This is a genomic window from Rubrilithobacter danxiaensis (assembly GCF_047272945.1).
Classification (GTDB): Bacteria; Bacteroidota; Bacteroidia; order Sphingobacteriales; family Sphingobacteriaceae; genus Rubrolithibacter; species Rubrolithibacter danxiaensis.
Map to the genome: position 1 here is coordinate 25,794 of NZ_JBKOPS010000008.1, position 12,645 is coordinate 38,438.

The following is a 12,645-nucleotide window of genomic DNA, read 5'->3' on the forward strand; positions in this document are numbered from 1 at the left end:
ATCTAACTATCAGCAAATTATGACAAATTTTTTATCGCAAATATTTGCTTTTATATACTAAAGCTCAATAATTTTGAGCAAACTAATCTAACACCGCTAATAAAAAAGCTTATTAAATTAATGTAATCATGAGAAGAAAATCGTTACTCTCTATTGCCTTTGTACTGTTAGGATGTTTGTGGTCATTTGCACAAAACATCGCAGTAAAAGGTACTGTAAAAGACAACCGTGGCGAACCGCTACCGGGAGTATCTGTCCTGGTAAAAGGTACAACCCAGGGGACTACAACCAGCCTTGACGGAAACTATGCTTTAAACGCTCCGCAAAACGGAACACTGCTTTTTACCTACATCGGTTTTGAAACCAAAGAAGTTGCAATTAACAATCAAACAACGGTTAATATTACACTGGCAGAAGCAAACACGCAGTTAAATGAAGTGGTTGTAGTAGGTTACGGATCTCAAAAGAAAGGTGATATAACCGGTTCTGTAGGTGTTGTATCGGCTGAAGCTTTTGAAAACAGACCTAATACCCAGATGTCGAACATGCTTGAAGGTAAAACTTCCGGTGTTCAGGTATTATCCTCATCCGGAAAACCTTCTGCAGGATTAAGTATGCGGATCAGGGGTACCAGTTCTATTAACAGCTCAAGCGAACCTTTGTACGTAGTTGATGGGGTTCCAACCGGTGATACCCGCTCTTTAAATCCAGCAGATATTGAAAGTATTTCTGTATTGAAAGATGCCGCTTCAGCAGCAATTTACGGTGCTCAGGGAGCAAACGGCGTAGTTTTAATTACTACTAAAAAAGGTAAAACAGCCAATACTAAATTTGATTTTACTGCCTATACCGGTTTTTCTAAAGTTTGGAGAAAACTTGATGTGCTAAATGGCGCACAATACCAGGACTTAATGACAGAAATGGGACAAAACACAGACTGGAGCTTGTACACAGCCAATACCAACTGGCAGGACGAAGTTTTCCAAAATGGAGCTTCGCAAAATTATCAGTTAGCCATCTCTGGTAAAAATGAAAAAACCTCTTATTATATTTCAGGTGGCTGGGTTCAGCAAAAAGGAGCGGTTCGCAGCTCTGAGATGGATCGTTATAACTTCAAAGTTAACTTAGATCAGAAAGTGAACAATTGGTTAAACGTTGGTACAAACTTAGCTTATACCCGGTACCACGACGTTAACGTAAACGATAATGCTCCAATTAACTCCGGTGGTGTTATTTTGGGTGTTATTTCAACTCCTCCTGTAATTGGCATTTACAACCCTGACGGAACGTTCACCCGAAATCCCTTTCAGGATTGGGAAAATCCGATTTCAAGCACCGATGGTACAGACAGAGGATATAAAAACCAACGGTTATTAGGAAATGCTTATGGAGAAATTACCTTCTTCCCAGGATTGAAATTTAAAAGTAACATAGGAATTGACTATAGTAATGCTGCGAACGACTCTTTCTTAGACCCTATCAGAAGCGGTTGGGGAAGAGCCAATGGTGGTATTGCAAGCTATGGAACTAACCTGAGTAATTTTTGGATTACTGACAATACATTAACCTACAGCAAGCTTATCGGAAAACATAACTTCAGCGCATTAGCCGGTATGGTTTTCCAGAAATACAGATGGGAAAACAGCTCTATTGAAAGACGTAATTTCTCGGGTATTGCTGTAACAACTCCAAACGGAGGTTCAATTATTAACACTGCTAATGCAGATAAAGCTGAAAAAGCAAATCAATCTTTCATTAGCAGGTTAACTTATGATTTTGCCAACAAATATTTATTTCAGGCGAATTTCCGTGCAGATGCATCGTCTGCTTTCGGTCCTGGCAATAAATGGGGATATTTCCCGTCTTTCTCTGCAGGATGGAGAATATCAGAAGAGCCTTTCTTTGACAATATTAACGTCATCAATGATTTGAAATTAAAGGCTTCATGGGGAATTGTAGGAAATGATCAGATTGGGAACTATGCGCACTTTGCTCTTGTTAGCCCCGGTGCTAATTATCTGATCGGCCCGGCGATTCTTCCCGGAACATATCCTTCCACTATTGGAAATTCAGACTTAAAATGGGAAGAAACAACCCAAACAAACGTAGGTCTTGACGTTGCTCTTCTTAATTCGAGAATTAATTTCAGTGCGGAAGCATATTTGAAGAAGACAAACGACCTGCTGCTGAATCTTCCATTGCCAAGATCTACTGGTTTTGATAACGGGCTACAAAACGTTGGTTCAGTTGAAAACAGAGGTTTAGAATTTCAGATAAACTCCAGAAATTTCGTTAAAAAGAATTTTCAGTGGGAAACTGATTTTAATATCTCTTTTAACAGAAACAAAGTATTAAGTGTTGTAGGCCAGGAAATAGCTCAGGGCGGAGTAGCTTCAAGAGGCGATGCTGTGCTGATTAAAGAAGGATATCCTCTTGGAATGTTCTACGGATATGTAGCTGACATTGTAGATCCTCAAACAGGCGACCTGCTTTACCTGGATGCAAATGGCAACAGCACCGCTAATCCAGCCGCATCAGACAGAAGATTTATAGGAAATCCTAATCCTGATTTTATTTACGGATTTACAAATACATTTACCTATAAAAACTTTGGTCTGAATATTTTCCTGCAAGGATCACAGGGTAATGATATTCTGAATGCAACACGTATCGATACTGAAGGCATGGTTGATCCGAAAAACCAAAGCGCAGATGTGTTAAGGCGCTGGACAACACCTGGCCAGGTAACAGATATCCCAAGAGCTGAATTTGGAGTAACTGATAACTCACGCATCTCTACCCGGTTTATTGAAAATGGTTCTTATTTGCGGGTAAAATCAGCAACACTAAGTTTTGATGTTCCTAAAAGCCTGTTAAACAAAGCTAAAATTGGAAGTGCAAGACTGTATGTAACTGGAGAAAACCTGTTAACTTTTACAGATTACAAAGGATTTGACCCGGAAGTGAATTCTTTTGGTGGTTCAAACACAGTTCAGGGTGTTGATTTTGGAACCTATCCTCAAACCCGTAACCTGATTTTTGGTTTAAACGTGTCATTTTAATTTCTTGCACGCATATTCAATATTATAATTATGAAACTAAAATATATAACACCATATACATTGGCCGCTACTTTACTGTTAAGCATGCCGGCTTGTAAAGACTTTGTAGAGTTGACCCCAATTTCAACAACAACAGCAAGTAATGCCTATAATACAGCATCAGATGCAGAGGCTGCATTAGTAGGGGTTTATGATTCTTTTTCACAGGAGTATTATATCTGGGACAATGTTATTGCCAGCGATGTAATTTCGGATAACTATTATGCCGGTGGTGATAATGCAGATATCATTGCTATTGATAAATTGGATATCAGTCCTACTAATGGAAGGTTATTTGCTAACTGGACACAGCTTTATAATGCAATAGCAAAAGCAAATCTGGTATTAGAGAAAGTTCCTGCAATAAAAGATCCTAATCTGGACGCAAGAAGAGAACAGATTCTGGGCGAAGCAGCATTTTTACGTGCTTACCATTACTATCAGCTGGTAAATTTATTTGGAGGAGTTCCATTAATCACTGCACCGGTTTCATCAACAGAGCCAAGTGCAACTAATATCCCCCGCTCTACTGAAGAAGAAGTTTATAATCAGATTGTAACCGATCTTTTATTTGCACGTGATCGATTACCTGATACTTATCCCGGTGGCTCTGCCGAATCTAAGGCAAGAGCAACAAAAGGTGCTGCAAATGCCATGTTAGCCAAAGCATTCGCTCAAAGACCAGCTAAGGATTATAACAAAGTGTTAGAGTATTGCAATGCAGTTATTTCAAGTCCTGCTGGCTATGAGCTTTTGCAGAACTTTGACCAGTTATGGGACGGTACTCATTACAATAATGCTGAGTCTATTATGGAAGTACAATTTGACGGAGTTACTGAAGGTAACTTCGGCCCATCTCTTCTTCTGCCTCCTTCAAAAGTAGGTCATACCTGGAGAAAATTTGTGGTACCATCACACGACTTAATTAACGCATTTGATGCTGCAGGCGATGTAGAACGAAAAGACGCTACATTTTTGTTTGAAAGCGCACCATGGGTTGATGAATATTGGGGAAATAAAGTAGGTTCTGTAATTCCTTTTGCTTATAAATGGAGATCAGCTCCAAGCTGGGCAGGAAGTTCCAACCGTCAGTATTTAATCAGACTGGCTGATATTATTTTATTAAAAGCTGAAGCTCTTAATGAGTTAGACAAGCCAATCTCAGAAGTAAAACCTGTATTAGATGAAATAAGAAGCAGAGCAGGTTTACCGGGAACTACAGCCGCTGATAAAACTCAAATGCGGGCCGCCATACTAAATGAGCGCCGCCTTGAGCTTGCACAGGAAGCGCATCGTTGGGAAGACCTTAAACGTTATGGCGTAGCAGTACAGGTAATGAATAATCTGAACGAAATCGATTTAAGAACAAATACTAAAACCGATTACAACGCAACAGCAACCGATCTTTTATTCCCATTGCCACAACAAGAGCTAAACAGAAATAAAAATTTAACTCAAAATCCGGGATATAATTAAAATAAAGGTGTCCGAAAAACTTAAGCGAGCTATAGCCAGCAGTTTCTTGGACACCAACTGTTCCTGGTTAAATAATTTTATAAATCATCAACGATGTTATTTCAATATAAAAACATGAAAAGGTTATATTCAACACTACTGATGGTGCTTGCTGTTGCAGCAATCGTCATAACAGGTTGCGATAAGGATGAAAAGGTTCCTCCCCCAATGGCAGATTTCACTGTGCAGGCAGCTAAACTGGCCGTAACTTTTACTCCTGATGTAAAAAATGTCCGTTATTATTCCTGGGACTTTGGAGACGGAAGTCCGGTTTCTACCGAAAAATCACCCTCTCATTTTTACGACGATGGCGGAAACTATACTGTTACATTAACTGTAACAGGAAGAGACGGTTCCACACTTGCAAAATCGCAGGAGATTACAGTTACGGCGCCTGTAAATTATATCCAAGGTGGCAAATTTGAAACTGCAGAAGACGAAGCTAAGTGGACTAAGTTTGCTATCAATTTAAACAATAACATTACCTGGGCCAGAAACGATGGCAAAATGATTGCAAGCGGAGGGAATGGCGGCCATGCAGGAATTTATCAGGCTATCCAGGTTGAAGCAAATACTAAATACCAGTTTTCTATGCTGGTATCTGGTAGCGGGGCAACAGATACCTGGTTCGAGGTTTACTTTGGTTCTTTTGCACCTGTTGAAGGTAATGATTATTCTGATGGAGGAACCGTATTTGGCCTTAATACCTGGGCTGGCTGCGGCAATTCTACATTTAGCGGAAACATTGCAACATTAGGATGTGCCGGGTCCAATAAAGACAAGAACGGTGAAATTACCTTTTCACAAAGTGGCACGGTTTACCTGGTTATCAAAACGGGTGGTGCAAATTTAGGCACAGGCGGAATAGCCATAGACAATGTTACGCTTTCAAAAGTAGAATAATAGTTAGCAAGAAATAGCGGCCGGTATTCCGGTCGCTTTATGTAAATTGTCAAGTAACTCTTCAATAATAATCTTACTCGCAATATGAAGACAGTTCATAAAAACAAAATAACAACCACGCTCTTGCTTATTTTATTCAGCTTAAATGCAATAGGATGCAAAAAGAAAAACGACAGCGTTACGTACAATCCTGTTCCGGTTACTCCTCCAACTACTCCTGTTAAATCAGATGTTACTTTCTGGCTTACCAAAGGAGATAAATCAGCCCTCCTTCAAAAACAGAATATAAACCTGGTATTTAAGGCAGGAACTAATAACAATCCGACTATTGAAGTTGATACAACCCAAAGCTTTCAAACCATTGATGGATTTGGCTATACCTTGACTGGCGGAAGTGCAACATTAATAAACGGTCTTGCTTCTGCAGAAAAAGATGCACTTTTAAAAGAACTTTTTTCTACAGACAGCGCAGCCATTGGTGTAAGCTATCTTAGAATTAGCATCGGTGCTTCTGATTTAAGTGCCGGGACTTTCACTTATGACGATATGCCAGCCGGACAATCCGATGCAAAACTGGCTCAATTCAGTATAGAAAGAGAAAAAGAAGATCTGATTCCGGTATTAAAGAAAATTGTTGCCATTAATCCAAAGATCAAGATTCTCGGTTCTCCGTGGTCTGCCCCTACCTGGATGAAAACAAACAACAGTTTTATAGGAGGCAGTTTAAAACCTGAATATTTCCCTGTGTATGCGCAATATTTTGTGAAATATATCCAGGCAATGAAAGCTGAAGGCATTACCATTGATGCCATCACTATTCAGAACGAGCCTTTGCACCCGGGAAATAATCCGAGTATGTACATGGAAGCAGCAGACCAGGCAACGTTTATAAAAAACAATCTGGGGCCTGCTTTTAAAGCCGCTAATATCAACACAAAAATTATTGTGTACGATCATAATGCCGACAGGCCTGATTATCCGCTCACTATTTTAAATGATCCTGAAGCTAAACAGTATGTGGATGGCTCTGCCTTTCATTTATATGCCGGAGATATCAGCGCTTTATCACAGGTACATTATGCCCACCCGGATAAAAACGTGTACTTTACAGAGCAGTGGATTGGTGGTCCCGGAAATTTTGCTGAAGACCTGAAATGGCACGTGGGCACATTAATTATTGGTGCTACCCGTAACTGGAGCCGCAATGTATTGGAGTGGAATCTGGCTGCTGATCCATCTTATCAGCCTCATACCGACAAAGGCGGATGTACCACTTGCCTGGGAGCATTAACAATAGGCCAGGGAATAACACGTAATCCTGCTTACTACATCATTGCACACGCATCGAAGTTTGTACAGCCCGGCTCTGTTCGTATCAATTCAAACGAAGCAGGAAGTCTGAAAAATGTGGCTTTTAAAACACCGGAAGGAAAAAAAGTATTGATTGCTGTAAATAATGGAACAGCATCTCAAAGCTTTAACATTAAGTTTGGTGGCAAAATAGTTTCGGCCTCTCTACCAGCCGGAGCAGTAGGTACTTTTACCTGGTAATAAAATAAATTAATACCAAAATACTTTCTCACAAAGTCTCGCCGGAAAACGGCGGGACTTTTTTGTTACATATCAAAACCGACACTAAAATTGGTATATTGTAAAAAGATTAACATGAGAAAGGTTCAATTAATAGAGACTATTAAGGATATGCCCGAAGAATTTTCTGTAGAAGATTTAATTGAAAGATTAATGGTTTTACAAAAAATAGAAGAAGCACAGCAGCAAGTACAGTCTGGACAATTTTATACAGACGAAGAAGCGGAAAAGAAACTTGAAAAATAGTTAAAATAATATAGGCGGAACGAGCAATAGATGATTTAACCAGTATAGCAGAATATAGCAGCAGCTATTCAAATGCTTATGCTTCTTCAATTGTATTAAAACTATTTAGAAAAACAGCACTTTTAAAAACAATGCCACGTGCAGGACGAATAGTAAAAGAAAAAACAATATTAATATACGAGAACTATCTTCTAATCAAAAACCTCAAACTTTTCCCAAAATCCATCCTTAGGCAGCGGTGCAAATAGTTCTACAGGCTCTTTCTTTACCGGATGAATAAACCTCAACTTTCGGGCGTGCAGGCAAATGCTTTTCTTCAAACTTCCTCTCGGGTATCCATATTTATTGTCACCCACAATAGGGCAGCCTAAAGTAGAAAGCTGAACACGGATTTGATGTGGTCGTCCGGTTATCGGATCCACTTCTATCAGATAATACCCGTTAAGTTCGCCTAAAAGCCGGTAGTTTAATTCAGATCGCAGTCCGCCGGTCACTTCCTGATCATAAGCTTTGGTAACATTCTTTTGAGGATTTTTAACCAGCCAGTGAACAAGGTTACCGCTCTCGGGAACCGGCCTTTTCCGAACCACTGCCCAATACGTTTTCTTCATCTGGCGGTTCTTAAACATCAGGTTTACCCGATCCAAGGCTTTACTCGTCTTTGCGAAAAGTATTACTCCGCTTACAGGCCTGTCTAAGCGGTGCACAACTCCCAGAAAAGCGCCATTGGGTTTGTTATATTTTTTTGCAAGATATTTTTTTACTTTCTCATCCAGCGATTCATCACCTGTGTCGTCTACCTGCACAATATCGCCCGCTCTTTTATTAACAGCAATCAGGTGATTATCCTCAAACAAAACGTCTTTATCAGAAATATCAATGGAATTATACGCTTTCGGCTTATTCATTAAAGATTAAAATTTTCAAACGAACTTAAACAGAGTAAATCTCCTGAAGATGTACGCTGCACATTATCAATCTTCTATTTATTTAATATTGTTCCTTCTCATTAGGAAAATCGGAACTTTTCACATCACTTATATATGCTTTTACAGCCTGGTTTATCTGGGCGTATAAATCTACATATTGCCGTAAAAAACGAGGTTTAAACCCTTTGGTGAGGCCAAGCATATCATTAATTACCAAAACCTGCCCATCACACGCATTCCCGGCACCAATTCCAATGGTAGGTATCTTCAAACTTTCGGTTACATCCTGCGCCAGCATCGCGGGAATTTTTTCCAGTACTATAGAAAAACATCCCGCTTCCTCAAGCACTAAAACATCTTCCTTTAATTTCTGTGCTTCCGATTCTTCCTTTGCCCTTACAGTATAGGTTCCAAACTTATAGATTGACTGCGGAGTCAGCCCTAAATGTCCCATTACCGGAATTCCGGCGGTTACTATCCTTTCAACTGATTCTTTTATTTCCAGTCCGCCTTCCAGCTTTACAGCGTGTGCACCCGATTCTTTCATTATTCTGATTGCAGAATTTAAAGCCTCTTTTGAGTTTCCCTGGTAAGATCCGAAGGGTAAATCAACAACAACCAATGCCCTTTTTGCTGCCCTAACTACAGACGAAGCATGATAGATCATTTGATCCAATGTTATAGGCAAGGTGGTTTCGTGGCCGGCCATTACATTGGAAGCCGAATCTCCAACCAAAATAACATCAATGCCACTTTCGTCAACAATGGTTGCAGTAGAAAAATCATAGGAAGTAAGCATGGCTATTTTCTCACCGTTTTGTTTCATAGACTGAAGCGTATTTGTGGTGACACGTTTGATCTCTTTATTAACAGACATGTAAGCAATTTTGGAGTTACAAAGGTAGAGTTAAATTTGTGATTACTCCCGATATTATCGCTATGGTATTTAGCACTAACAATATTCTGGCATGCTTTTTAATTTTTACTTCTGATTTCTGAATTAAAATCTTTACTTTTGTGCCCTGTGAAAATTGAAGTGACTGGCTTCAGTAAAAGATGTTTAACCCCCGGATTTTCTTCCGGTTACCCAGATTTTTTCCCTGTTTTCCCTTTCAGCTTATCTAGATTTCTTGCAGGCAGAAACCTATTTATAGAGGCGCAAAAAGAACTGTCTTCTGCTCGCCTTTTTGTAAGTGAATACATGGAAAAAATATCTTTAGAATATTTAATCAACAACAAAATAAATTCGAGGAATGACTAATTACACCAAATTACCCGCTGTATTGCTTCTTGAAGATGGAACTGTTTATCATGGTAAAGCTGCAGGAAAAATTGGTACAACAACCGGCGAAATCTGTTTCAATACCGGAATGACCGGCTATCAGGAAATTTTTACAGACCCTTCTTATTTCGGACAAATCATGGTGACTACCAATGCACACATCGGTAATTACGGGATACATGATGAGGAAATTGAATCGGGAGATATTAAAATTGCCGGTTTGGTATGCAAGAATTTCAACATTGCTTACAGTAGAAAATTATCCGAAAAATCAATTCAGGATTATTTCCAGGAAGAGAATATTGTAGGAATTTCTGACGTGGATACTCGTTCACTTGTACGTCATATTCGGGATAAAGGAGCAATGAATGCTATTATTTCTTCTGAAATTCTGGACATAGATGAACTTAAAGAAAAACTGGCACTTGTCCCTTCTATGGATGGCCTTGAGCTTTCATCACAAGTTTCTACCAAGGAACCTTATTTTTACGGAGACGAGTCAAGTAAAAACCGGGTAGCGGTTCTGGACTTAGGCGTAAAGAAGAATATTTTAAGGAACTTTGACAACCGGGATGTGTATGCTAAAGTATTTCCGGCCACCACTACATTTGAAGAAATGGAGCAATGGGCTCCTGATGGATATTTTATCTCCAACGGCCCTGGCGATCCTGCCGCTATGCCATATGCCATAGAAACTGTAAAAAAAGTTTTAAACGCGGATAAACCCATGTTTGGTATCTGTCTTGGCCACCAGTTACTTGCCCTGGCAAACGACATACGCACCATGAAAATGTTCAACGGGCACCGCGGCTTAAATCATCCTGTAAAGAACATTATAAACGACCATTGTGAGGTTACTTCTCAAAACCACGGTTTTGGTGTTGTGCCTGATGACGTAAGAAATTCAGACAAAGTAGAAATAACACATATTAATTTAAATGATGATTCTATTGAAGGGATCAGGGTAAAAGGAAAAAAAGCATTCTCGGTGCAATACCATCCGGAGTCTTCTCCCGGCCCACACGATTCCAGATATCTTTTCGACCAGTTTGTTGATTTAATAAAAACCGGCAGAGATTAACTCTACCGGTTTTTTTATTCATCCATAAAATCAATCCTTTGTCTAAAAATTTGCTCTTTTTAAATTAATAGTCAGATTTTTACCTTATGATTCAAGCACCGATTATCAAAGTAAAAAACCTGGTAAAAAAATACGGCAATTTTACAGCTGTAAACAATATCAGCTTTGAAGTTTTTGAAGGAGAGATATTTGGCCTGCTGGGCCCGAACGGTGCAGGAAAAACTACAACACTCGAAATTATTGAAACCTTGCGTGAAAAAACTTCGGGTGAAATTGAAGTTGATGGATTATCTATTGATAAAGATCCCAATCAGATAAAAAGGATAATTGGCGTTCAGTTACAAGCTGCAGGATATTACCCAAACCTGAATCTTTCTGAACTGATTGAACTATTTTCGGGCCTATATGGAATTGATGTTAAACCTTTAGAGTTACTTGAAAAGGTAGCATTGGTTGATAAGGCAAAAGCGAGGTACAAGGCGCTTTCGGGAGGGCAAAAACAACGGTTTTCTATCGCGACCACGCTTATCAATAAGCCAAAGATTATTTTTTTGGATGAGCCTACTACCGGCCTTGATCCGCAGGCAAGAAGAAATTTATGGGATTTGATCCAGCAAATCCGGCAGGCAGGAACTACCATAGTGATTACCACTCATTACATGGACGAAGCAGAAGTCCTTTGCGACCGGGTGGCATTTGTTGATAGCGGACGAATAGTTGGAATAGATACACCAGACAGGTTTATAGATACCCTGGTAGCTTCGGGCTTTGAACGCAAAAAGGAAGTAAAAAAGGCAAACCTGGAAGACGTTTTTATAAACCTGACAGGCAAAGAGTGGAGAGAATAAGATGAAGAATAACCAATCATACAGCAACTTCCGGGCAACGCTGGCAATGGCAAAAGCCAGTTTCCGCTCCATTCTTCGCAGTCCTTCGGCTGTTGTTTTCAGCCTCGCATTTCCACTGATCTTCATCGTTGTTTTCGGCTTTATCGGAGGTGGGGGAATAAAACTAAGTGTAGGTGTTGCTCCGCAAAACGATTCTGCAAATGCTGTTTATCAGGCCTTGAAAAACATTCAGATAATTAATCTGGTACACGAATCGCAGAAGGAAATGACGGCAGATCTTGTAAAAGGCCGTATTGATGCGATCATTAATATCCATAAGAATCCTGAGAAAATTCCGGCCTACTATGTGAATGTTCAATACAGCGAGGCATCTAAAGATAAAGGCAATATTCTTAAATCTATTTTAACTAACATATTAAGTTCGGTTAACGATCGTTACAGGCAAGGACCGCCACCTGTTGCCGAACTAAAAGAAACAACTACACATGGCAGGGAATATAAAACGATTGATTTTATTCTCCCCGGCCAGTTGGGATTCTCCTTATTAAGCTCCGGTGTTTTTGGAACAGCCTTCGTTTTTCTCAGCTTGCGAATAACACTGGTAATTAAGCGTTTTTTTGCTACACCGGTTAAACGTTCGAGCATAGTTTTAGGTGAGGCAATAAGCCGCCTGGCCTTTTCACTGATAGGAGCGTTCATTATTATTCTTATAGGGCACTTCCTTTTCGGATTTACGCTGGTAAACGGTATTCGCACCGTTATGGACATGCTGGTGCTTTCAGCTATCGGCTTAATTGTTTTTATGGGATTTGGTTTCACTGTTTCAGGAATTGCTAAAAACGAAAGTTCGATACCTCCAATTGCCAATATTATTACCCTGCCACAGTTTCTTTTATCAGGAACCTTTTTCTCAATAGAAGCATTTCCCTCATGGTTGCAGCCTGTAAGTAAAGCGTTGCCGCTCACTTACCTGAACGATGCCATGCGAAAGGTAGCTTTTGAAGGGGCAAGCCTGATCGATGTAAAACAGCAAGTATTCATTATGCTGCTGTGGGGCTTTGCTATTTACGCTTTGGCAGTAAAAGTTTTTAAATGGGAGGAGTAAAATGCTAAAAATTAAGGGATAATAGTTTTTCTTTCTGTTTAAAAA

At 39.7% G+C, this 12,645-nt stretch carries 11 protein-coding genes; 9 read left to right on the forward strand and 2 right to left on the reverse strand.

Going from position 1 to position 12,645, the window contains the following annotated elements; genetic code table 11:
* The first annotated feature begins 128 nt into the window (after positions 1–128).
* The 6 genes from ACLCDL_RS11720 to ACLCDL_RS11745 all read left to right on the forward strand — a co-directional run bounded on the left by ACLCDL_RS11720 (position 129) and on the right by ACLCDL_RS11745 (position 7,603).
* Positions 129–3,062 (forward strand): SusC/RagA family TonB-linked outer membrane protein, encoded by a 2,934-nt coding sequence (locus ACLCDL_RS11720; RefSeq protein WP_423148490.1) that lies wholly within the window; start codon positions 129–131, stop codon positions 3,060–3,062.
* Between the two features lie 30 nt (positions 3,063–3,092).
* Positions 3,093–4,577: a RagB/SusD family nutrient uptake outer membrane protein gene (locus tag ACLCDL_RS11725; protein WP_423148491.1), complete on the forward strand. Its 1,485-nt coding sequence runs from the start codon at positions 3,093–3,095 to the stop codon at positions 4,575–4,577.
* A gap of 114 nt (positions 4,578–4,691) precedes the next feature.
* Positions 4,692–5,519, forward strand: coding sequence for a PKD domain-containing protein (locus ACLCDL_RS11730; RefSeq protein WP_423148492.1), 828 nt, complete (start codon positions 4,692–4,694; stop codon positions 5,517–5,519).
* A gap of 84 nt (positions 5,520–5,603) precedes the next feature.
* Positions 5,604–7,070 carry a glycoside hydrolase family 30 protein gene (locus ACLCDL_RS11735; protein ID WP_423148493.1) on the forward strand — a complete coding sequence of 489 codons (1,467 nt, stop codon included), beginning with the start codon at positions 5,604–5,606 and terminating at the stop codon, positions 7,068–7,070.
* 114 nt (positions 7,071–7,184) lie between these two features.
* A complete protein-coding gene (locus tag ACLCDL_RS11740) occupies positions 7,185–7,355 on the forward strand; it encodes a hypothetical protein (protein WP_423148494.1) in 171 nt (56 codons plus the stop codon).
* A 26-nt stretch (positions 7,356–7,381) separates the two neighbouring features.
* Positions 7,382–7,603 carry a hypothetical protein gene (locus ACLCDL_RS11745; RefSeq protein ID WP_423148638.1) on the forward strand — a complete coding sequence of 74 codons (222 nt, stop codon included), beginning with the start codon at positions 7,382–7,384 and terminating at the stop codon, positions 7,601–7,603.
* On the opposite strand, the gene ACLCDL_RS11750 is transcribed toward ACLCDL_RS11745, so the two are convergent.
* Both ACLCDL_RS11750 and panB read right to left on the reverse strand, forming a co-directional pair.
* Positions 7,547–8,263: an RluA family pseudouridine synthase gene (locus ACLCDL_RS11750; RefSeq protein ID WP_423148495.1), complete on the reverse strand. Its 717-nt coding sequence runs from the start codon at positions 8,261–8,263 to the stop codon at positions 7,547–7,549. The two genes, ACLCDL_RS11745 and ACLCDL_RS11750, sit on opposite strands and share 57 nt — an antisense overlap.
* Positions 8,264–8,345: 82 nt before the next feature.
* Entirely contained in the window at positions 8,346–9,161 is an 816-nt protein-coding gene (panB, locus tag ACLCDL_RS11755; protein WP_423148496.1) for a 3-methyl-2-oxobutanoate hydroxymethyltransferase, read from the reverse strand.
* Positions 9,162–9,537: 376 nt separating this feature from the next.
* Here panB and carA point away from each other — a divergent pair, with 376 nt between their 5' ends.
* The 3 genes from carA (at position 9,538) to ACLCDL_RS11770 (ending at position 12,600) form a co-directional block, all read left to right on the forward strand.
* Positions 9,538–10,647: a glutamine-hydrolyzing carbamoyl-phosphate synthase small subunit gene (carA, locus tag ACLCDL_RS11760; protein ID WP_423148497.1), complete on the forward strand. Its 1,110-nt coding sequence runs from the start codon at positions 9,538–9,540 to the stop codon at positions 10,645–10,647.
* A gap of 86 nt (positions 10,648–10,733) precedes the next feature.
* Positions 10,734–11,495 (forward strand): ABC transporter ATP-binding protein, encoded by a 762-nt coding sequence (locus ACLCDL_RS11765; RefSeq protein WP_423148498.1) that lies wholly within the window; start codon positions 10,734–10,736, stop codon positions 11,493–11,495.
* A 1-nt stretch (position 11,496) separates the two neighbouring features.
* Positions 11,497–12,600 (forward strand): ABC transporter permease, encoded by a 1,104-nt coding sequence (locus ACLCDL_RS11770; protein ID WP_423148499.1) that lies wholly within the window; start codon positions 11,497–11,499, stop codon positions 12,598–12,600.
* Positions 12,601–12,645 lie beyond the last annotated feature (45 nt).

Bases quoted from the DNA above. Each gene is read 5' to 3' on its own strand.
- ACLCDL_RS11725 (WP_423148491.1), top strand. From the start codon at position 3,093: ATGAAACTAAAATATATAACACCATATACATTGGCCGCTACTTTACTG.
- ACLCDL_RS11750 (WP_423148495.1), bottom strand. From the start codon at position 8,263: ATGAATAAGCCGAAAGCGTATAATTCCATTGATATTTCTGATAAAGAC.
- ACLCDL_RS11735 (WP_423148493.1), top strand. From the start codon at position 5,604: ATGAAGACAGTTCATAAAAACAAAATAACAACCACGCTCTTGCTTATT.
- ACLCDL_RS11730 (WP_423148492.1), top strand. From the start codon at position 4,692: ATGAAAAGGTTATATTCAACACTACTGATGGTGCTTGCTGTTGCAGCA.
- ACLCDL_RS11765 (WP_423148498.1), top strand. From the start codon at position 10,734: ATGATTCAAGCACCGATTATCAAAGTAAAAAACCTGGTAAAAAAATAC.
- ACLCDL_RS11720 (WP_423148490.1), top strand. From the start codon at position 129: ATGAGAAGAAAATCGTTACTCTCTATTGCCTTTGTACTGTTAGGATGT.
- carA (WP_423148497.1), top strand. From the start codon at position 9,538: ATGACTAATTACACCAAATTACCCGCTGTATTGCTTCTTGAAGATGGA.
- panB (WP_423148496.1), bottom strand. From the start codon at position 9,161: ATGTCTGTTAATAAAGAGATCAAACGTGTCACCACAAATACGCTTCAG.
- ACLCDL_RS11770 (WP_423148499.1), top strand. From the start codon at position 11,497: ATGAAGAATAACCAATCATACAGCAACTTCCGGGCAACGCTGGCAATG.
- ACLCDL_RS11740 (WP_423148494.1), top strand. From the start codon at position 7,185: ATGAGAAAGGTTCAATTAATAGAGACTATTAAGGATATGCCCGAAGAA.